This is a genomic window from Vibrio phycocola, from assembly GCF_053850235.1.
This window is the reverse complement of sequence record NZ_JBSQDJ010000006.1, coordinates 286,163-306,523: the sequence shown is the minus strand read 5'-3', so window position 1 is coordinate 306,523 and position 20,361 is coordinate 286,163. Positions and strand designations below refer to the sequence as shown.

Annotated in this window: 18 protein-coding genes, 1 tRNA gene and 1 pseudogene; 4 read left to right on the top strand and 16 right to left on the bottom strand. The window is 42.2% G+C overall.

All coding sequences use genetic code 11. The features are described from left to right. Positions 1–160: 160 nt before the first annotated feature. Positions 161–1,369, top strand: coding sequence for a YbfB/YjiJ family MFS transporter (locus ACWU4D_RS10415; protein WP_456051358.1), 1,209 nt, complete (start codon positions 161–163; stop codon positions 1,367–1,369). 207 nt (positions 1,370–1,576) lie between these two features. Further along, a complete protein-coding gene (locus ACWU4D_RS10410; RefSeq protein ID WP_456051357.1) occupies positions 1,577–2,353 on the top strand; it encodes an IclR family transcriptional regulator in 777 nt (258 codons plus the stop codon). Between the two features lie 129 nt (positions 2,354–2,482). Here ACWU4D_RS10410 and ACWU4D_RS10405 read toward each other — a convergent pair whose 3' ends face one another. The 9 genes and pseudogenes from ACWU4D_RS10405 to ACWU4D_RS10365 all read right to left on the bottom strand — a co-directional run bounded on the left by ACWU4D_RS10405 (position 2,483) and on the right by ACWU4D_RS10365 (position 12,774). After that, positions 2,483–4,129, bottom strand: a complete 1,647-nt coding sequence (locus tag ACWU4D_RS10405; RefSeq protein ID WP_456051356.1) for a hydantoinase B/oxoprolinase family protein — start codon at positions 4,127–4,129, stop codon at positions 2,483–2,485. Continuing rightward, entirely contained in the window at positions 4,126–6,222 is a 2,097-nt protein-coding gene (locus ACWU4D_RS10400) for a hydantoinase/oxoprolinase family protein (protein WP_456051355.1), read from the bottom strand. Before ACWU4D_RS10400 ends, ACWU4D_RS10405 begins: the two co-directional genes overlap by 4 nt. 25 nt (positions 6,223–6,247) lie before the next feature. Further along, positions 6,248–7,537 (bottom strand): NAD(P)/FAD-dependent oxidoreductase, encoded by a 1,290-nt coding sequence (locus ACWU4D_RS10395; protein ID WP_456051354.1) that lies wholly within the window; start codon positions 7,535–7,537, stop codon positions 6,248–6,250. A gap of 331 nt (positions 7,538–7,868) precedes the next feature. Next, positions 7,869–8,516: a VOC family protein gene (locus ACWU4D_RS10390; RefSeq protein ID WP_456051353.1), complete on the bottom strand. Its 648-nt coding sequence runs from the start codon at positions 8,514–8,516 to the stop codon at positions 7,869–7,871. 34 nt (positions 8,517–8,550) lie between these two features. After that, positions 8,551–9,732, bottom strand: a complete 1,182-nt coding sequence (gene metC, locus ACWU4D_RS10385) for a cystathionine beta-lyase (RefSeq protein WP_456051352.1) — start codon at positions 9,730–9,732, stop codon at positions 8,551–8,553. Between the two features lie 480 nt (positions 9,733–10,212). Then, positions 10,213–10,973 (bottom strand): annotated as a pseudogene (locus ACWU4D_RS10380) (IS110 family transposase); the annotation flags it as partial. A 95-nt stretch (positions 10,974–11,068) separates the two neighbouring features. Further along, complete coding sequence (locus ACWU4D_RS10375) at positions 11,069–11,377, bottom strand: hypothetical protein (protein ID WP_456051351.1); 309 nt, start codon at positions 11,375–11,377, stop codon at positions 11,069–11,071. Further along, positions 11,374–12,549 (bottom strand): Arm DNA-binding domain-containing protein, encoded by a 1,176-nt coding sequence (locus ACWU4D_RS10370; protein WP_456051350.1) that lies wholly within the window; start codon positions 12,547–12,549, stop codon positions 11,374–11,376. Before ACWU4D_RS10370 ends, ACWU4D_RS10375 begins: the two co-directional genes overlap by 4 nt. A gap of 12 nt (positions 12,550–12,561) precedes the next feature. Continuing rightward, positions 12,562–12,774, bottom strand: coding sequence for a hypothetical protein (locus tag ACWU4D_RS10365; protein WP_456051349.1), 213 nt, complete (start codon positions 12,772–12,774; stop codon positions 12,562–12,564). Positions 12,775–12,907: 133 nt separating this feature from the next. Between ACWU4D_RS10365 and ACWU4D_RS10360 the strand changes: the two genes are divergently transcribed. Then, on the top strand, positions 12,908–13,129 hold the full coding sequence (locus ACWU4D_RS10360; RefSeq protein WP_456051348.1) for a helix-turn-helix domain-containing protein: 222 nt from the start codon (positions 12,908–12,910) through the stop codon (positions 13,127–13,129). Positions 13,130–13,340: 211 nt separating this feature from the next. Here ACWU4D_RS10360 and ACWU4D_RS10355 read toward each other — a convergent pair. The 6 genes from ACWU4D_RS10355 to ACWU4D_RS10330 form a co-directional block, all read right to left on the bottom strand. Next, positions 13,341–13,415: transfer RNA gene (locus ACWU4D_RS10355), tRNA-Gly, on the bottom strand. A 138-nt stretch (positions 13,416–13,553) separates the two neighbouring features. Further along, a complete protein-coding gene (gene fhuB / locus ACWU4D_RS10350) occupies positions 13,554–15,521 on the bottom strand; it encodes a Fe(3+)-hydroxamate ABC transporter permease FhuB (RefSeq protein WP_456051347.1) in 1,968 nt (655 codons plus the stop codon). After that, on the bottom strand, positions 15,518–16,450 hold the full coding sequence (locus ACWU4D_RS10345; protein ID WP_456051346.1) for an iron-siderophore ABC transporter substrate-binding protein: 933 nt from the start codon (positions 16,448–16,450) through the stop codon (positions 15,518–15,520). The genes fhuB and ACWU4D_RS10345 overlap by 4 nt, the downstream gene beginning before the upstream one ends. Continuing rightward, on the bottom strand, positions 16,444–17,211 hold the full coding sequence (locus tag ACWU4D_RS10340) for an ABC transporter ATP-binding protein (RefSeq protein ID WP_456051345.1): 768 nt from the start codon (positions 17,209–17,211) through the stop codon (positions 16,444–16,446). The genes ACWU4D_RS10345 and ACWU4D_RS10340 overlap by 7 nt, the downstream gene beginning before the upstream one ends. Positions 17,212–17,387: 176 nt before the next feature. Further along, positions 17,388–17,543, bottom strand: a complete 156-nt coding sequence (locus ACWU4D_RS10335) for a hypothetical protein (RefSeq protein ID WP_456051344.1) — start codon at positions 17,541–17,543, stop codon at positions 17,388–17,390. 330 nt (positions 17,544–17,873) lie between these two features. After that, positions 17,874–18,785 carry a helix-turn-helix domain-containing protein gene (locus tag ACWU4D_RS10330; RefSeq protein WP_456051535.1) on the bottom strand — a complete coding sequence of 304 codons (912 nt, stop codon included), beginning with the start codon at positions 18,783–18,785 and terminating at the stop codon, positions 17,874–17,876. 314 nt (positions 18,786–19,099) lie between these two features. Between ACWU4D_RS10330 and ACWU4D_RS10325 the strand changes: the two genes are divergently transcribed. Beyond that, positions 19,100–19,714 carry an esterase/lipase family protein gene (locus ACWU4D_RS10325; RefSeq protein ID WP_456051343.1) on the top strand — a complete coding sequence of 205 codons (615 nt, stop codon included), beginning with the start codon at positions 19,100–19,102 and terminating at the stop codon, positions 19,712–19,714. Between the two features lie 129 nt (positions 19,715–19,843). Here ACWU4D_RS10325 and ACWU4D_RS10320 read toward each other — a convergent pair whose 3' ends face one another. Next, a complete protein-coding gene (locus tag ACWU4D_RS10320) occupies positions 19,844–20,284 on the bottom strand; it encodes a hypothetical protein (RefSeq protein WP_456051342.1) in 441 nt (146 codons plus the stop codon). Between the last annotated feature and the right edge of the window lie 77 nt (positions 20,285–20,361).

Sequence of the window (20,361 nt, the reverse complement as noted above, 5' to 3'; positions counted from 1 at the left end):
ACAATCTCTTGATCATTCGTACACATAAATAGCATTCGTGATTGATAACTTCATTGAGTTAATTGGTCACGAATCCGCTATTTTATTTAAGGCTTTTCAGTCTATATTTCACAAGTATTCGCACTCATCCCATTAAACTCACCATCAATAAGTAGAGCTCATGACACAACAATACGAAAAGCAACTCCAACGATATAAGGTTCTGGCTGCTGGGGTATTAAGCATGGTAGTAACATTAGGAGTCGCCCGCTTTGCTTATACCCCTTTACTTCCGATCATGCAGAGTCAAACGGGCCTAACCGACGCAGCAGGTGGTTGGCTCGCAGCATTCAATTATGCTGGGTACATGAGTGGCGCTGCTTTAGCGATGTCGATCAATAAGCTATCAATTAAAGACGTACTGTATAAAGTCTATTTGCTTATCGCCATCGTAACGACATATGCCATGTCATTAACGGATAATGTCTTGGTTTGGGCTGTACTCCGTTTCCTATCTGGATTAAGCAGCTCAGGAGGGATGTTGATTGCTTCTGCTATTATTTTGAACTGGCTAATGAAAAATAATTACCGTGGCGAACTTGGCGTCCATTTTGCTGGAATGGGGATAGGTATCATCATTACATCGTTATTAGTCGAAGTTATGTCGTACTTTACCTTTACATGGGAACAATATTGGTTTTGGTGCTCAATCGCAGCTATTGTCTTTGCAATTCCGGCTTGGCGGTGGATCCCTCACACATCATCGGCTCCATCCAACCAATATGCTCATTTAATTACCGATAACCCACCGCATCGCTACTTTTTACCAATTATGCTCGTCGCGTATTTTTGTGCTGGTTACGGGTACGTTATAAGTGCAACCTTTATTGTCGATATCATCGAAAGCCAGAATGGTCTTGAAGGTAATGGTTCCTTGGTATTTTTTGTAGTCGGTATTGCAATTGTTCCAGCAGCCGTCATTTGGGATAAGATTGCTCGAAAAATTGGCTATTTACATGCGATATTTCTCGCTTATGTCATCCAAATTATTGGCGTTATATTACCTGCCATTTCTCAAAGCCTCTCTAGCGTAATAATCGGCTGTCTACTTTATGGAGGGACATTTATTGGTTGCGTAAGTTTAGTATTAACTATGGCGGGCCAGTTTTATCCAAGTAAACCGGCTAAACTTATGGGCAAACTCACCTTAACTTATGGTACAGCGCAAATTATCGCTCCAGCATTAACCGGAACCATTGCGCAAGAGACCGGTAACTACGATTTAGGCTTATACCTCGCCAGTGGTATTCTTGGAATAGGCTCACTGCTAATCATAGTGTTGATTATCATTGAGAGAAGTATCCATAAAAATACTCTTATTGCTGAGTAAGCAATACTCCTTTGCTCAATTCATGCCATTACTGGATTGATTCAGCATTCCTATTTTATATTTACATTCGACTGAGTTGGGGCTCACCAGAATATAGGTAGTCCGATCAAATTCGATGCAATTAACTCTTTGGTTTATTACTTAGAATCGGTACACTTTCGTTTATCAATATTTGACACAACAAGAGAGAACGATAGTTTGAGTACAATGACCGATAAAACAGGAGAAACTGCGCAAGTAAAAGTGGATTCAACCCTTTCTAAAGGATTAAAAATACTTGAAGCACTGGCCAATTCTGAAACAGAAAAAGGTGTGACAGAACTGTCGCTAGAACTGGGTATGACTAAATCAAATACATTCCGTTTACTTCGTTCACTCAGCGTCCTTGGTTATGTAAAACAACCTGATGGAAAGAACTATTCCTGCACAATGAAAGCGTGGCAGCTTGGTCAACGAATTATGGATCATCTCGATCTCCCCGCAATTGCTGCTCCTCAAATGCGTAGATTGTCTAGAGCTACAGGAGCTACAATTTACCTCGCCGTTCTTGAAGGAATGTCAGTGCTTTATATTGATAAAATTGAGAGTACTAACCCAATACGCTCATGGTCACCAAAAGGGGCTATTGCTCCACTCTACTGTGTGGGCCCGGGTAAAGCGATTTTAGCTGAACAGTACGACCTTTTTCGCGAACAGTTGAAAGGTGAGTTAACTCGATATACCGATAAAACCATTACGACTATTCAACAGTTAGATGCGGATATGGCTGAAACCAAAAAACGGGGTTATTCCATCGACACCGGCGAATACCGAGATCAAATTTTAAGTTTTGGTTCTGTTATTAAAGCACCAAATGGAGAAGTGTTAGGCGCATTAGGGGTTTCAGTGCCAAATATAAACTTGTCAGATGATGATATTGAAAAGATTTGTCTTGCGGTTCGTGACGCTGGAATTATTGTTTCCGATGCGGTTGCTCAGAATTAACGTATGATAAATCAATCGGTTTGATATTCGCATTTCCGAAATACAACTTAGAGTACAAAAAAAAGAGTATGGAGTTTAACTAACGTTACTCTTCATACTCTTTTTTAGTTGTCTCTTAAACTCGTATCACTATAAGGCTAAATTATATTCATCTCTCGCTTGGACAGATGTAATATAACCCGACTCTAAATCCGCACGAACTAATGCTGCGCTTCGATCTTTAGGGTCGCCATATCCTCCTCCACCGGGTAACTCGAGAATAAGTCGAGAGCCAGCTGGAATTTTTTGTCGGCCCTTCCCTTTCAAAATGGTGCCGTCATCGAGCATAACCTTACCCGCTGATCCATTTTTACCATTGTTACGCCCACGAGCGGGATAGTGAATACGGTCAAACATGGCATTGAAGTACAACTCATAACCTTCGCTTGCACTCAATTCGATTATTTGCCCTAAACCTCCTCGATATTCACCACTGCCTCCCGAGCCTACCAATAACTCTTTACGCCATATTGTTAATGGTCCTACTTGCTCCGTTGCTTCAGTGGACATTGTGCTCACCCCAGAAGGAAAGGCGGTAGCACTTAACCCATCAAGACTTGAGCGAGCTCCCATGCCTCCGGAGTTAAACATCGATATTTCAACCGGAGGTAGCCCAGATGAGGGATCAATAGGCCGAGCACTAACTAGAATATTCCATAACGCACTTGCCCCTTCAGCGGGAGAAACACCTGGAATGCAATGATGTAACGCCCCTAATACGACATCTGGAACTAAATGTCCCAATACGTGACGAACAGAGACCGGAGCCGGGTGCGGCGCATTCAAAATACACCCTTCTGGTGCAATGACCGAAAATGGAGTAAGAGAACCGGTATTATTCGGAATATCCGCTGCAATCGCACATTTCAATCCATAACACGCATACGCTCGGGTATAAACTATTGGAACGTTGACACCAAACTTGCTAAGACCTGATGTACCATCAAAATCGGCTAGAAGTGTGTTTCCAGTGATCGTTAAACTCACTTTCATATCAACTGGCGCTTCGTAGCCGTCTACCATCATTTCATTTAGATAAACTCCGTCTGGTAAATCAGCGATACGTGCCAATGTCGCTTCACGGCTGTTATCGATAATAAAGTCCGATAGTCCTTCAAGTTCGGTCAACTGGAATTCATCCATCATATCCATTAAACGATTATCGCCCGAAGCATTACACGCGACTAAGGAATACAAATCGCCGATCACTTGATCTTGTTCGCGTACATTATGACGGATGATTTTGACCAGATCATGATTCATTTCACCTTCAATCACAAACTTCATTATGGGAACAAGCAAACCTTCTTCATAGACTTCGTTCGCATCAGGGCCATAACCTCGGCCGCCAATATCAACCACATGCGCTGTTGCCGCGAAGAAGCCAATATGTTTTCCGTTATAAAAGGAGGGAGAAACCATTGTAAAGTCATGTAAATGACCCGTTCCTTTCCATGGGTCGTTGGTGAGATATACATCCCCTTCTTTGATATTATCTATGCCAATTTCACGAATAAAATGTGGTACGGATTCGGCCATTGCATTCACATGACCTGGTGTACCTGTAACGGCTTGAGCCATCATTCGACCACGTTGATCGAATACCCCAGCCGAAAGGTCTCCAGCTTCCCTTACTGATGTCGAAAATGCAGTACGAATTAACGTGGTTGCTTGCTCTTCCACTACTGCTACCAGACGCGACCACATTATTTGATAGTCAACATTACTTAAACTCATGCTTGCGCCTCCATTTTTGCTTTACTCACTAATAAGATCGACCTATCATCTTGCGCGATTGCCGTATAACTAGACGTGACAATGGTTGATGTTTCATCTTCCACAATAACCGCAGGCCCACAAACCGCATCACCGGGAGTAAGAGAATCCCTTTCTACTTCGCTAGCTGTAACCGTTTGTCTAAGAGCCGCATCGAAAAATACGCGCGTCTTCGTTACGTCAACTTGTTTACCTGAACGACGTAACGTAATTGTCTCAACTGGACTAAGTTTAGAAGCAACCGTAATCGACCAGTTCGTAATCTCTATCGATAGCCCCTCTATCACACGACCAAATAAAGTATGGTAGCCTTGTTCAAATTTATCCCTGAACATGGAGACATCAGCATCACAGTACTCTTGATAAGGAATATCTATCGAGATTTCTCCACCCTGACCGGTATATCGCATAAAGGCTTGAACATGAGTCACAGTGTCTATATCTCCAGCGCCTTGTTTAACGAACTCTAGTGCTTCTGAACGCAGTTCTGCCAACACTTCATTTACGTGCTCTGCGTTAAAGTCACTCAGGCGTTGATACATTCCTAAAGTCGCTTCATAAGAGAATGGCGCATTTAGGAAACCAATCGCTGAACCAACACCCGCACCAGGAGGAATGATGAGTGAGTCAATACTCAATTTTTCACAGAGACGACAAGCATGCAGTGGAGCACCACCACCAAATGCAATCATAGTGAACTTAGCAACTTCACGACCATTTTCAACAGTATGAACCCGTGCAGCATTTGCCATATTTTCGTCGACAACTTCTGTCACACCAAATGCCGACTGTTGCGCATCAAGGTCAATCGCAGAGGCGACTTTATCTACCATAACTTGCTCTGCACTCTCGACCGAGAGTGGAATCGCACCGCCGGCAAATAAATCAGGGTCTAAGCGGCCGAGTAGTAAGTTAGCATCTGTTACTGTTGGATTCTCTCCCCCACGCTGATAACAGGCAGGTCCGGGCTCAGAAGCAGCGGATTTTGGCCCTACACGTATTTGTTTCATATCATCAACATGGGCAATTGAGCCACCACCAGCTCCGATCTCAACCATCTCAACAACAGGTGTCGACAGTGGCATTCCTGACCCTTTTGCAAAACGGTAGGTCCTCGCCACTTCAAATGTATTTGCCGTTTTAGGTTTACCATTTTCAATCAAACAAATTTTTGCGGTGGTACCTCCCATATCAAAAGACATGACTTGGTTATTACCATAACTGTTGGCAAACTTAGCCGCAAAAATCGCTCCACCAGCGGGGCCAGACTCTAACAGGCGTACCGGGAATTCTGATGCTGTTGCAACGCTAACCAAGCCACCTGCAGAATGCATCATGAATATTGGACACTTGATACCCATTTCGTTAAGCCGATGAACCAATCGATCTAAATAAGTCGACACTTGCGGGCGCACATAGGCGTTAGCAATCACGGTATTGAAACGTTGAAATTCTCGCATCTGTGGAGAGACGTGACTCGAGATTGATACCGACAACTCCGGCGCTATTTCTGCAAAGGCTTTTGCAACCTGCATTTCATGTGCGTCATTGACATATGAATGCATAAATCCGACAGCCACAGCTTCGTAGCCCGATGAAACCACATGTTTTACTAAGTGGTTTAATTCATCTGCATCCATCGGTGTAAGGACGTTACCCGATGCATCGATGCGTTCGTTGATCGTATAACGAGATGCTCGACTCACTAAAGGTGTGGGCAAGGTCAAGTTTAAGTCATACTGCTCAAAACGGTTTTCAGTGCGCATTTCTACAACATCGCGAAAACCCTGCGTGGTGATAAAAGCTGTCTTTGCTCCTCTGCGTTCAATAAGTGAATTCGTAACCAAAGTTGTTCCGTGGATCACCGTCGACACTTGACCTACTTCAATACCACCTCGCTCACACACTAGTTGAATCCCATCGAGAATGGCTTGTTCAGGCTGTGAATAATTGGTTAACACTTTGCCTGTAAACAACTCACCATTAAGATCTAATGCGACATCGGTAAACGTACCACCGATATCAACTCCAATTCGTGCTACTTTAGACGTCATATCCTTCTCCAATAGTTTAAATCCGTTATACGCTTTTGTAGTGACGCCATACCTTGAAGCACGTTTCATAAACGGGCTCGCGGACAGGTGCAATAATATCTGCTTTCATATTTGTGATTGGCAATAACAACTCTTTTTCCGGCATCCCAGTAAGAAGATTCGCCATTGCTCGACCAAATATCGAGCCTGTAGTAATTCCGCGTCCATTGAAGCCAAGCGCGCTATACAAGCCAGGTGACAAATTATGAATACGTGGAATATGTTCAGGTGTAAGTGCAATGATCCCATGCCATGATTTTTCAAAACGTACTTTCCCTAAGTGTGGGAACATTTTACTGATTTGTCGTTGCGCCCAAAATTCAGTACTAATAAAAGCTTTATCGGCAAGTTTACCCATGCTACCTAAAATCAAACGACCAAATTTATCCTTACGTACCGAGCACATCACTAGCCCTGTATCCCATACACCTTGTCCTTCAGGGAGAATGTTATCCGCAAGGCTGCCTAGTGGTTCAGTCGCAATTTGATGGAAATAGATATCTGACCACGATTTATTTAAGTTTGGCCATAGGTCATCGCTATATCCATTGGTGGCAATCAACACGCGGTCTGCGGTGACCGAACCACTTTCTGTGTTTAATACCCATTTTTCGCCTTTAGGGGTTAGTTTTGTTACGCGAGACTTTTCATGAATTTGCGCTCCTTCGCTCGCTGCAGCGAGTGCTAAACCTCGCGCGTAACCCATTGGATTAACCGTCCCAGCATTGCGGTCCAATAACCCGCCAAAGTATCGAGACGTACCAATTTTTTCTTCCGCAGCGCGTGCATCCAATAATTCGACTTCACGGCCACGACGTTGCCACTCTTCAGCACGAGCGGCCAATTCACGATACCCTGATGGCGCGTGTGCCGCATGAATGGTTCCAACGCGAGTCGCTTCACAATCAATATTGTATTTTTCTATCAATGAAAAGACGTAATCTGGACCGCCAGCCATTTCTTCTAGAAACACATTCGCGCTTTCTTCACCTAGATGCTTGCTGACGTCTTGTGGTGGAATCCAAATTCCAGGATTGACCATACCGCAGTTGCGGCCTGCACCACCAAACCCTATTTGCTGTGCTTCTAGTACTCGACAATTAACGCCTTTTGCTGCGAGGTTTATTGCTGTCGAAAGACCAGTATACCCACCACCAATGATTGCAACCTCGGTCTCAATATCATCAGTAAGCGGTAAGTAATCAGGAATACTAGGAGCGGACATGTTCCATAAACCTAAGTCTTCTGATAAAGCTGCTGCACTATTATTAGCCATTTTGATTCCTTCCAAGAGTGTTAATTCTAAAATCCATTTGGTATTAATATGCGGAACATTAATGCCACATAACAAAACACTATAATAAAATCATATAAAGATCCAGCAACTTATTTAGACTTAGGTCGATCAAATTGATAATTGGAAAAAGTGACCACTATCACTAAGAAATGGTGTGTAATTTTGATACAACTGTTGGTGAAATTATTGATGTGTAAATTGGACTATCAAATGCTCTGTCGAACCAAGAAACCAAATGCATTTATATCAAAAAGCCCCCTAACTTCATCTAAGTAAGGGGGCCAGAGTCATCGAGTAAAATAGCACTAGATTAAGATACAGTGACAATTTCACCATCTGAGCGAACTATTTTGAAGGATATGGCTTTATCAATTCCTGCACTCACAGACGCCAAATCGCCAACACCAAGCTTAGTTAGAATACCAGTCAACCATTCAGGTTCTGGATGAGTAATTTCAATAGATTTAAGCGTTAAACCTAGATCAGTCATAGCCGAGGATGGATGTGCGCCGGGCGACCATTCAATAAATGTTGGAATAACGCCCTCTTCCAACATTGATCCATCACTTGGAATATTTAATCGCCAACTGCGTTCCCCACGAGTAAACGTGACAATTTCTCCTAATGGAACTGGACTACTTTCTATCAATGCATCTAAATCGTCAGTGCCTACTACCCAGTGATGCGCGTAGGCCGACTGTTGTAGCTTTGTCTTAACGTCCTCTTCATCCATCGCAAACCAACGAGCCCGACCAGGATTTGGTGCATCAGGATCAATTGACAATATTTCGAGAAACGAATCATTTCCGGTAGGTGCAACACAATTATGCGTACTCATCGCTTCATGCTTACTCGCTTTCGGTAAGGTAACACCTAAATTCTTCCTAAGAAAATCAATACCTTGTTCCAGACTTTCTGCTCCAACCACAATATGATCAATTTTGTTTGCTACACTCATCAATTACCTCCATGTTTTGTTGTACTTAGGCACATTATGTTAAATAACGAAATCCAGTCTGTAGATCACTAATCAATGTTTCTGGGTCTTCCAGTCCAATGCTTAAGCGAATTAATGGACCTCTATTTTCCCACTGGGTTGCAACGCGAAATGGGGCTGGTTCGACAGGGATAACAAGACTTTCAAACCCACCCCAACTTAATCCAATCGAAAAGAGTTCAAGACTATTGATCATTTTTCGCAGCCGATCTTCAGAAAGAGATACGAACTCGACACTAAATAATCCAGTTGAACCATTAAAGTCGCGTTGCCAAAATTCATGACCGGGGCAATCTGAAAAAGCGGGATGGAGAATTCGTGATACTTGAGGTTGAGCTTGTAGCCATTCGATCACTTTATAAGTGCTTGCTTGATGTTCGCGCAATCGAACCGCCAAAGTACGTAACCCTCGAAGTGCGAGAAAAACATCTTGCGACCCCGCTCGGTCACCAAAGGCTAAACTCATTTTACGAACTTTGTCATAGTGTTCATCTGAAGCCGTAACAATAAATCCTATCATTGCATCAGAATGCCCACTGATATACTTGGACCCAGAATGAACTACGACATCAATCCCTAAAGTTAATGGCTGGCAACAAAGTGGTGTAGCCCAAGTACCATCAATAATAGAAACGACGCCAGCAACCTTGGCCGCACTAGCAATAGCTGGAATATCGGGGATTTCAAACGTACCAGAACCTGGCGCTTCAAGAAATATTACCGCAGTGTCAGGTTGAATAAGCTCTGATATTTTATTGCCAATCATCGGGTCAAAATAGGTGACATCTACACCGTATTCTTTTAAAACATTATCACAAAACATTCGCGTCGGCCCATAGACCGTGTCGGCCACTAATACATGTGATCCGGCAGAACAAAATGTCATCAGTGATGTTACGCAAGCCGTCAGACCAGATGATAAAGCAATGCAGCCAGTTCCCTGCTCGAGTTGCGCCATCATGCTCTCAAGTTCAAAAATCGCCGGATTGCCATAACGACCGTAATAGAGTGTGCCTTTTTCATATCGGGCACTTTTTGCTTCTTCAAACTCTTCCAATGTATTGAAAAGCATGGTTGAAGATTGATGTAGTGGTAGATTAACAGCTCGCCCTACCGAGTGGTTATCACGCCCAAGATGAACCAGTTCATTATTGAGGTTAGTTTGTTTTGAATTCACTTTAACACTCCTTATCAAAGGTAAAACTACATTACCGGAGTAAGCATTTTGTGTCAATATACAACATTACAATGCCAATATGGAAAACTAACAAGCATGACACACTTAAATGATGCCGTTGTTTCTCAGTTAAAGACTCATTCACTCGCGTTGACGCCAGACCATCTAAGAAAGGCATCCGATCTTCGATTTTAGTAAAATTCACCGCTACACCAGTATCTTTGTTAATTAAAAGTGTTATTTAGTGACGAGAAAATACTTCGCATGTGCTTTACTATTAAATTTACACACTTACCGCTCATTCGCCATTATTGGTTTTGAGAACTTTCTCACCAACTAATTGTGTTATTTACTATAATTATGCATTGAATCTAAAATTGGTTCCGGCAAGCTGCATCACAACTGCGAAGTTTATCTGGTACATTTTTCCTTGATCTAACTCCTTGAATTTTCTCAAAAATGAGACGTAAATATCAATAGCTAATTTTCAGCTTTTGGTGCTCCCCAAATCACACCATCTCTTAACCCTGAATTTAAGATCACGAACATCTTTCGAATACAGACAATGAGAGCTACTTTTTGGGGTTTTCCAGTAGCAACTAGTCGCTGAAATTTCGCCTTAAAAACAGGATGGGACTGTATTGCAAGCACCATTACCATGTATAAAACTGTTCTAATTTGATGCCTTCCTCCTTAGACTTTTCATTGTCCTTGGATGCACCCACTTTCTTTGTTCATTGGCACTACTCCAACTAGAGAGCTTGCTACTTGATTAGTGATAAATCCTAGCTCTGGCAGGTTACTAATTATTGAACCCGCTGCTATTTTCCACACGCCTTTCATACTATACTGGCTGATGTTTTTCGCTATATAATTTGAGTCGATCTCAATAAGAGCAACGATTTTCCTTTCAATTTTATCTATCTAGTTTTTAATGAACTGTAAGACCTGAAGTCGATTCTTCTTCATGGTTTGCATGACCAGAAATTGGTTTTTCTCTCGAATAAATAGCTCATAGCTTGTATGACATCCGGCTCCAAGCTCGACAACTTAGGTTGTATAGCCTCTGCGTTGTGTGCAATTAACTAAGCACCAAGTTTATCAGTTTTTGCGCGTTGTTCTTTAGCGCCAGTGTAGCGTTTTACGTGTATGGGGTGAGCGATAACAGAGGGAATTTTGTTTTGAGAGCGTGTGCTAATAAATGGCATTTCCAATCATCCTGCTGCTTCAATTACGATTCGCAGGCACGAGCAATAACAATGAGTCTCTCATTGATTTCAATGTTACGAATATGAGATAAAACAGTGCGCACAAATTCATGTACGCACAATTAAAACTAGATGTTTCTGTATCTATTGGAAATCGCGTTCTCTAACGCACACAGAATTCTTTCTGAATCGATATTTTCAGGGTGCTTATTCAGAAAACACAACACCCCTAATATTTTTTGCGTTACATTTTCTGTCTTAGATTCAATATGCTCACATTTATCGTGCACTGTATGTAATCGCTCGTAAACCATATCATAAACGTCAGGGTAGAAATCATTGATATCACTGTCAGTGAGTTTAGAAAACAAAGAACTGTAAGCTACGTCCAAGCACAGACTAGTACAATGCACTGCTAAGGGTGAATACTTCATCATTGGCCTCCTTTTTGTAAAAAGGCTTCAAATGCACTGCCATCATCTCTGGTTAAGTTGGGAACAAATCGGGAGTAAACTCGAAACAACATAGTCGTAGTTGTATGCCCCATTTGATTGGCAATCCACTCTGGTGATTCTCCCGATGCCAACAGTAATGTGGCAAAGGTGTGACGCGTTTGGTAAGGGTTACGCTTTTTTAAGCCTGCTTTCTCTAATGTCGGGTACCACATAGTTCGAGAGACTACTTGATAATTAAGAGGCAACCCTTTTTCATTGGTGAACACAAACGAGCTATTATTACCAGATTTCAATTTATGCTCACGCAGTGCGTTAACCACGCGGTCTATAAGTGAAATAGTTCGATAAGAGCCTTGAGTCTTTAGTCCAGAGACTTCGCCACGATTTAAGCTTTGGCTTACCGTAATCACCTTGTTGGCTAAATCCACGTCTTTCCACATTAAGCCATCAATCTCTCCGGTACGCATTCCAGTAAAGAATCTAGTAATTAAGTAACACTTAAATTCATCAGGAGCACTTTCAATAACCTTTTCAACTTCCAGTACTGAAAATGGAGCGACATCGGTTCTTCCCACTTTCAGCGCTTTGATATTTTTCCATGGTGACGTAAAATTATAACGATCAGCGGCTTCATTAAGAATCATCCTAAGCGGCGTCATAATATGATTGATACGTGATGGGCTAAGAAAGCCTCCAGTTCGTCCCGGTACTTTGGCGAGGATGGTACGAAACTGTAGGATTTGCTGTTTAGTGATGGCGCTGGTCTTCTTACTACCGAACATTGGAATTAGGTATTTATTCACTATCCCTTCTACATCAATAATATGCCCCTTTGACCATTCTATTTTCATTTCCATAAGCCATGTCTGAGCAAACTCTTCGAACTTCGGTGATTCCGGCGAATCAAAGTAGCTTCTCGCGGATACCTCACGACGCTTTACATCTGCAAAACGTTTAGCAGCACTGCTATTTGGAAAGTATTTAGAATAGTCAAACGTATCTAGAACAATCTCAGCTTCAACTTTCTTCATAAGTCGTTCTAGGCGATTTCTGTTAGTTTTATTATCAGCTAACTGGGTTTGTTCTCGACATCTCTTTCCTTTATAGCGAAATTGCAAAACCAATTTCTCATTGCGCACATTAATAACTCCCATAGTTCTCCTCCCCTATAATCCCGTGAATAGAGAATGAGTCGAAATACCTGACATCATTTCTTCTTCTACTCGTTCCCAAATAAATAAGATCTTACGTCCGCCAAATGGGCGAATATAATGAACTCCTTCGAATAAAACAGAGTCCTTCAACTGTTCTCTAATTACTCGAGCGTCATATTTAATTCGTACTGCCAATTCGGCAGTTGTAAGGTAAGTGTTATCCATCGTACAATCTCCTATTGATATTATTTATCTACAATTGAACTTAATAACCTTCTACAGAACAAAATGTATCACAGGAATTACCTTTTGCAACCATTTTTAACCTGTAGAAGAACATTTTAATTAGAGGAAGAGCATGCTGAAGTGTCACCTATCGAAGATAATGGGCGAAAAAAGGTTAAAAATTGCAGATGTTGCTAGAGAAACTGGGATCAACAGAGGAACTGTTACTCGCATGTATAACGAAACGGCAACTCGAGTGGAAATCGACGTGATAGATGCTTTATGTAAGTATTTGGATATTCAGGTCGGTGAACTCTATGAGCACATAGATAAAAGCACTGATGATAAGATTTGAACACGATAATCAACTTACTAGTCTCAGTTAACCCCATTTAAACTTTCAGCGAACTAAAATTAAATGTGGCCACCGATTTGGCCACCAAATGGCCACCGCTAAATATCTAGTTGTTCTATTTGACTAGACCACAAACGGCAGAAACACAAAATAACGCAACAAAGCGTTTAATTTTCAAAAACTTGGGAAGTTAAAAGTAGAAAGGAAAACTTGGAGCGTGCACCGGGAATCGAACCCGGATCATCAGCTTGGAAGGCTGAGGTAATAGCCATTATACGATGCACGCTACATCGTGGAACGGGTGTTAATATGCCACAACTGGATGAAAAGAAAAGAAGAATTTTGCGTTACTGTGTTTGAATGGCCATCTTTTCATCAGTTTGGCTATAATCCGAACGAGATACAGTAATAAGTGCTCGCAAGTTTACAAATTCCGGCTTCGAGTTAATAAGAAAATAAAGTACGTTCCCCCAATAACCGATACCACCGTTCCCGCTGCGATTTGAGCAGGAAATACGATCCACTGCCCGATTAAATCTGACGAACACAGTAAAACCGCACCAATCATTGGGGCTAAAACTAATTGCGTTTTCACATGCCTCGCTCCCAACAAGGTCGCAATATGTGGTGCGAGTAATCCGACAAAAGCAACCGGCCCCATGGTTGTAGTTACCGTCGCGCAGAACACTGCAACTAACGCCAGCAAGCTAACATAGCTCATCGATACAGGTAAGCCTCGTGCCCGCGCGAATCGATGCCCTGTCGATAACAATGTTAACCATCGGCTGAATTGCAAGCTGAGTCCAATGCCAGCCAGTACAACAACAAATGCGATCAGCGCTTCACTCGCACCAACTCGATAGGTTGAGCCCGAGAGCCAACCGAGTATGACGTATTTATCCGACCCTACTCGAGTTAATGAAAATTGGACTAATGCCTCTAATGTCGCGGTTAATGCAACACCGGTGAGTACAAGCATCGACGGTGAAAATTGATGTTTACGTCCTAAGAGCAACAACCCAACCAACGTGATAACACTACCGGCAATGGCAACACCATAGCTGGTTTCATGAATCGAAACACCCGTCACCAAGCTCACTGATACCAACGCAAATACGGCTCCCGATGACACCCCAAGAATATCTGGGCTAGCTAATGGGTTATAAACCAAACGCTGCAAAATAACACCTGCCACTGATAGCCCTGCGCCAGAAGCCATTCCTGCAACCAATCGTGGCCACAAAATACTCCATTCAAAACTGTCTGGAATGCGAAATGAAGACACATCTCCCACCGGTACAAACAGCATCACCACAACAATAATGAACGCAATTGCGCAGACCGCGGCATAAACGCCAGTCGATAAATAAAGCCGGCCTTTTGGCAACGTAAGAGACAATACATCTTGAGCTACGAATTTACTTCTTGCGATCACGATAAGCAGTGGTGCCCCAATAATTGCGGTCGCGGTTCCCGTTGGGATCAGATCCAACGACCACTGGCTAATATATACAGCCAAGCTGTCAGTGATCAGCAAGACCGAAGCTCCACAAACCATCGATGCAATCAATTCGTGCCGCGAGCGCGTAAAACCAAATGATCTTGCTAGGTTTGGAGCAATAAGACCCACAAAACTGATCAAACCAACGCTTGTCACCGAAACCGCGACAAGCCAAACGCCAATAAGCGACAAAATAAAAAAGGCCATACTGGTGTTAAGACCACGACCTTCCGCTCCTTTCGATCCTAAGCTTAATATGGTTAATATTCTTGGTGCAAAGACAAGAATACCAAGACTTAACGTCAATTTAGGCAATAGCCATTTAACGGATAACCATCCATTTTGCGCGAGGTCTCCTGCCCCCCAGATAAAAAGGTTATCGGCGTATTGCTGGTTGAGCAAAATGATCGCAGTGGCGAACGCGCCCAATAATAGATTAACCGCCATACCCGCAAGAATGACTGGTAACCCGGTTAAGTTGCGAACACCGACAATAGACACAACCAATGCCATCGAAAGCAGTGCTCCAAATAAGGCAAAGGACGGTTGCCACGACGACGATAACGTTGGAAACATAACAGATAAAACCACTAACCCTAGCCAAGCGCCCGCTGAAGTACCTAACGTAAGCGGCGACATTAAGCGGTTTTGGGTAAGCTGTTGGAATAGACTTCCAACCAAACCAAACATCCCGCCAACCGCTATCGCCATCACCAATCGTGGAAGGCTGGCATCCACAAATGTAGTCCATTCAAATGACTCATTAAGGGTTTGATGGGCAAATAATACCGTGTTAAAAAACGCGAGGCTGGGGCCAAACTGATTTTGAATCGTTGTCAGGTGCAATATTACCGCGCTGCAAAATACACCAATGATAAAACCTAACTTCATTGAGTTTCAGCTACCTCATTTAACGTATTCGCTATCGCTCTGGCATTGTACAAAATGGACATCGCGCCACCATAGCTCCACACCGCAGGCACCGAGTTTACCAAATCAGATTTTACAAACGGCATACTTTGCCAGATCGCAGATTGAGCGAGAAAATCTTGCTGATCGAAAGGTTCAAAATAAAGGGCAATATTCTCTCCGATCTTATTTAGCTGCGTAATGCGCATTTGAGTAACACCCCATTGAGAACTCGGGCGAGGTAAAGCACTTTCAAACCCCAACTTAATTAACGCGTATTGTGGCATTGAGTTATCCGCATACAAGTAAACCGACGTTGTGCTAGCAAATCGAAATAAGGACACCTTTGGCTTACCTTGGGGAAATGCGACGGACAATTGCTGATTCAACTGCGCCAACTCCGCTTCCATATTGGCTAATTTTGTTTCTGCTAGATCGGATTTCCCCAACACATGGGCTATACGTTTAAAATTGGTAATAGCGGTCGCGGCGTTGTCGTGAAGTTCACTGTACGTTTCGTAATACAAAACTGGTGCAATTTCGGAGAGTTTAGGCGCTAAATCTTTCTGTGGAGAAGCGACCAAAATCACATCAGGCTTTAATTCTCGTAACACAGAATAGTTGGGTTCGCCTCGAGAGCCGATATCCTGCGTTTCCGGTGGAACTGCTGGGTTTACAACCCATTCGGTGTACCCTTTAATATCCGGCATTGCAACAGGAGCTACGCCAAGTTCAATTACCTGCTCTGCAATATCCCAATTTAACGCAGCAACGCGAATCGGCACGTCTGGCAAGGTTTGTTCTCCCAAGCTGTCGACGACAAGATGCTGCGCAAATGCGGCACTATTTATGGAAACAACGAGAAGCACAATCTGAAAAGCACTTCTCCAACAATTAAATGAAATTAACATACGACGGCGACCTTATGTTTATGGATTGGATGATCGACCAACTTGATTGGTTTTTGATATAAATCTGACAACGTATCTTCAGTCAGCACCTCTTCAGTACAACCTTCTATACTGACCTGACCACTTTTTAGAGCAATGACATGTTCGGCGTAACGCAAAATCAAATTAAGGTCGTGCAATATCACAATGACTCCTCGGTTTTGCTCTTGGTTTAATTGAGTCAGTAGATCCAAAATCTGATACTGGTGTTGGATATCTAATGCCGAAGTCGGTTCATCGAGGATTAAAATGGGAGAATGTTGAGCGATCAGCATCGCTATCCACGCACGCTGACGCTCTCCCCCGGATAGATTTTCAGCAGAGTCCTGCTCATATTGACTCACACCTGTGCTACGCATTGCTTCATCTACGATATTGTCGTCTTCTTGGTTAAACCGTCCAAACACACCCCGCCAAGGATAACGCCCAAGTTTGACTAACTCCCGAACAGTTAACCCTGACGCTTGGGGTAAATATTGAGGTAAGTACGCAATCTTTTGAGCGAGATGTTTCGCCCCAAGTGAGGTGATACAGGTGCTTTCAAGCTTGACCATCCCGCGATCGGGTTGTAATTGCCCCGCGAGTAAATCAACAAGTGTCGATTTCCCTGAGCCATTGTGGCCAAGAATCACCGTAAACTTATCCGTGGGTATTTCCAAGGCAGCAATATCGAGTATCGTTTTTTCGCCTTTTACAACACTGACACCTTCAAGCTGAAACATAACTACTTCTCTTTTAACTAAAAACGCTCAAAAACAGCTTCGCAACTGTTTTTGAGCATCATAACAATGGTTTAACGGTCAGGTTAGAATTTAAAATCTACATTAAATTCGAATGAACGTTCTGCGCCATATGCGCAGTATGTTTTGTCGATACACACATAGGATTCATTAACATACTAGCGACCTTCTAACTCCAAGCCTTGCGAGGTAAGTTCACCAGCTTGTAGCGCAGCAGCCCAAGGATCATCTAGGTTCGGCATTAAGGCGTTGAACCCCATGACTAGGGCATTTTGGTAATAAAGGCTAAAGTTAACCAAAGTGCGATCAGACACTTGCCAGTTAAGCGACGGCACAATGACGTGACGGTTTCTAAGTCTTCGCTTACCACTTCATCTGCCACTGCAGCGCCAGATAAAAACCAAGTAATGCAATTGAAACAGCTGAGCGTTTAAATAAAATTGAACTGTCCATTGTGTAAGACCAATCATGTAAATGATAATTAATATCGTTTTTGGGAATTTTACAAAGTTTACATTTATAAAGTTAACAATTTGGTGCAAAGTTTAATTTATATATAAATAATTCTCATTACCACAACCAACGGGCAAAATTTTACTAAAAAAAATGCTCATCTAGCCCCATATAACTGAAAACAAAAGTCATTAGCATGCTTGAATCGGTATCCAATACTCCAGAAGGTGTTCTTGTGTACTTTGTTCAAAGTTGGCTGGGTATTTCTCTATTTCGTAACCATCAATTGCGGTATACCCAGAGTTAGGTAACCAATGCAGCAATACCCATTCAATCGAAGATGCAAGTTCATGAATAGGCCCTGAATGTTTGATCACTGCATAGGTTTGCGCAGGAATATCTAATCGATGTAACGAACTCATTAATTCAGGTGACGAGAGACCCTCGAATAATTCTAACTCGATCCCTGCCCAATACTTAATCTGGGTTTGGTCATTAGAAATTAAATCAAACACACCGATGTGGTTTATAGGTCGACAATCGATCAATTGATTTAATTCAATCCAAATTTCCGGGACTCGCAAGTGGAAATCAGGGTTACTATCGAAAATACCATTAATTTTTCCGCAGATGCCAAACATTGAGAATGCTTGAGAACTGTTAATTCTGACATCAACCAAGGCGGTAGCAGTTTTCGTATATTGGAGTGGACGTGTAGGATAATGCAAGGGTTTACGTAATCCGGTTCTGATTCCTGCTTTTCTGTAGCCGCGTGGACTGACGTTAAACATCTGCTTAAATGCTCGGCTAAAACTGATCTCAGAATTAAACCCATGTTCAAACGCGATATCGATAATTTTATCGGACGTATCGAGAATTCGTTCTGCGGCATTACTTAGACGAAGCTCACGTACATAGGTTGCAACACCAATCCCTGTTTGGTGTTGAAATACACGCTGCAATTGCCATCGTGACCAACAACTATGAACCGCAATTTCTTCCAGAGAAATGGATTCAGAAATGTTTGCATGGATGAATGCTAACACGCGCTGTATACGTTGATGTCTAGCATGAATTGATTGCGGTGCTTCCATTTCGTCCATCATTTAATTCCAATCACAAATTCGTGACTCATTTTATCAAATTATTAAATGAGAATTAATCTCTTTTAGCTCAATTCAATTTTATTGTTGGTTCACTATGCTCAAAACGATATGGCACTTCAGCGGTTGGGCTCTCGCCTCAGTACCAAACCCTTTGATTTAACGAAATAAAGAAGGGAAGCGTTGTACAAATTGTCCGTAAATAATCTATTTTTTCTGACAGTAGTTCTATTGAGGAATTTTAATTCACAGTGTAAATTCTAACGTTATTAAAATCTTCTTTTCTGATTCAAGTTTCAGTAGGTCAATCTGTAATGTCAAAAGCGATTATCATTGTCCACGGCTTATTTATGTCACCAACTGCGATGCGAGTAATTGAATTACGTTTTCGGAAGCTCGGTTACGATACCTACAACTTTGGCTATTCATCTCGTCACTATTCTCATAAAGTTCTCGACCGCTTACATGCGTTGTGCTGCTCTCTTAAACACGACAACGTATACTTCCTAGGCCATTCCCTAGGCGGTATTGTCATTAACCAATACCTTGGTGAATATCAAGCTCCAGCGAACTGCAAAAGTGTCGTAACACTTGGTACGCCTTATCACGGCAGTAAGATAGCACAATACTTCTCCAGCACACCTTACCGTGACTTTCTGTTTGGGCATGATAAAACATCACAAGTGTTATCAAACGGAGTTTCAGAATTTACCCGGCTTCCCATCGGCGTAATTATCGGAACGAAGAATATTGGGGTGGGTTTGGCATTTGGTATTGAGCGTGGTGATGGGACAGTTGATATCAAAGAGGCGACATTTGATGGAGCAACCGATCAGGTTCTAATTTCTCTAACCCATACTGCCTTAATTTATTCGAAACAATCAGTAAAACTCGCGCATTCATTTTTTATGAGCAATAAATTTAAATAGCTTAAGCCATCCAAGGCCGACTGGATCAAATGAATACAGATAGATTTCAGATACCGATGAATATGAGTAGAGGGAAAGAATTATTAATGAAGATACCTAGAGTGACACCTTTCATAATTGAATGCGCGACTAGTTAACTTCTATAGGGAAAATCTTAAAATCTAAGACTGACCAGCCGCGTATCGATTTGATCAATTCCACTTCAACAACCGTTGTTGCCTCTTCAAATTCTACATACGCTTGATATTTGGCAGTAATGCTATGCTCTGATGTATCCCAAAATTTAAACCCCCTAGCTGCTTTTCCTGTCAAGCCAGTAAACTCTACAAAATCTCCAAATTCCGTATAATCGTTCATCATGGTATCAAGTTCATTAATCGAATAGCGTTCTTTAATCTGGCTACTCGCAAATTGCAAGAAATTATTACTATCAAAGCGACGAGAAATTGCTGGGATCGCTCGTTCAGCATAAACTCGGCTTTCATCATCAAGTTTTGAACCTGTGAAATATCCTGTAAATAAGCCCAAAAAAACCGCTATTAGAGCGATGGCAAAAAGCCATTTCTTCATGGTGTAGGCGTCCTTAAAACAACGATTAAATATATAGAAATATGAGGATAATTGTAGACTGAATTTTTGGCTTATGC

Excerpts from the sequence above, each read along its gene's own strand:
- ACWU4D_RS10405 (WP_456051356.1), bottom strand. The coding sequence starts at position 4,129 with ATGAGTTTAAGTAATGTTGACTATCAAATAATGTGGTCGCGTCTGGTA.
- ACWU4D_RS10330 (WP_456051535.1), bottom strand. The coding sequence starts at position 18,785 with ATGGACGAAATGGAAGCACCGCAATCAATTCATGCTAGACATCAACGT.
- ACWU4D_RS10390 (WP_456051353.1), bottom strand. The coding sequence starts at position 8,516 with ATGAGTGTAGCAAACAAAATTGATCATATTGTGGTTGGAGCAGAAAGT.
- ACWU4D_RS10370 (WP_456051350.1), bottom strand. The coding sequence starts at position 12,549 with ATGGGAGTTATTAATGTGCGCAATGAGAAATTGGTTTTGCAATTTCGC.
- ACWU4D_RS10375 (WP_456051351.1), bottom strand. The coding sequence starts at position 11,377 with ATGATGAAGTATTCACCCTTAGCAGTGCATTGTACTAGTCTGTGCTTG.
- ACWU4D_RS10320 (WP_456051342.1), bottom strand. The coding sequence starts at position 20,284 with ATGAAGAAATGGCTTTTTGCCATCGCTCTAATAGCGGTTTTTTTGGGC.
- ACWU4D_RS10410 (WP_456051357.1), top strand. The coding sequence starts at position 1,577 with ATGACCGATAAAACAGGAGAAACTGCGCAAGTAAAAGTGGATTCAACC.
- ACWU4D_RS10340 (WP_456051345.1), bottom strand. The coding sequence starts at position 17,211 with ATGTTTCAGCTTGAAGGTGTCAGTGTTGTAAAAGGCGAAAAAACGATA.
- fhuB (WP_456051347.1), bottom strand. The coding sequence starts at position 15,521 with ATGAAGTTAGGTTTTATCATTGGTGTATTTTGCAGCGCGGTAATATTG.
- ACWU4D_RS10415 (WP_456051358.1), top strand. The coding sequence starts at position 161 with ATGACACAACAATACGAAAAGCAACTCCAACGATATAAGGTTCTGGCT.
- ACWU4D_RS10395 (WP_456051354.1), bottom strand. The coding sequence starts at position 7,537 with ATGGCTAATAATAGTGCAGCAGCTTTATCAGAAGACTTAGGTTTATGG.
- ACWU4D_RS10345 (WP_456051346.1), bottom strand. The coding sequence starts at position 16,450 with ATGTTAATTTCATTTAATTGTTGGAGAAGTGCTTTTCAGATTGTGCTT.
- ACWU4D_RS10325 (WP_456051343.1), top strand. The coding sequence starts at position 19,100 with ATGTCAAAAGCGATTATCATTGTCCACGGCTTATTTATGTCACCAACT.
- ACWU4D_RS10360 (WP_456051348.1), top strand. The coding sequence starts at position 12,908 with ATGCTGAAGTGTCACCTATCGAAGATAATGGGCGAAAAAAGGTTAAAA.
- ACWU4D_RS10400 (WP_456051355.1), bottom strand. The coding sequence starts at position 6,222 with ATGACGTCTAAAGTAGCACGAATTGGAGTTGATATCGGTGGTACGTTT.
- ACWU4D_RS10365 (WP_456051349.1), bottom strand. The coding sequence starts at position 12,774 with ATGGATAACACTTACCTTACAACTGCCGAATTGGCAGTACGAATTAAA.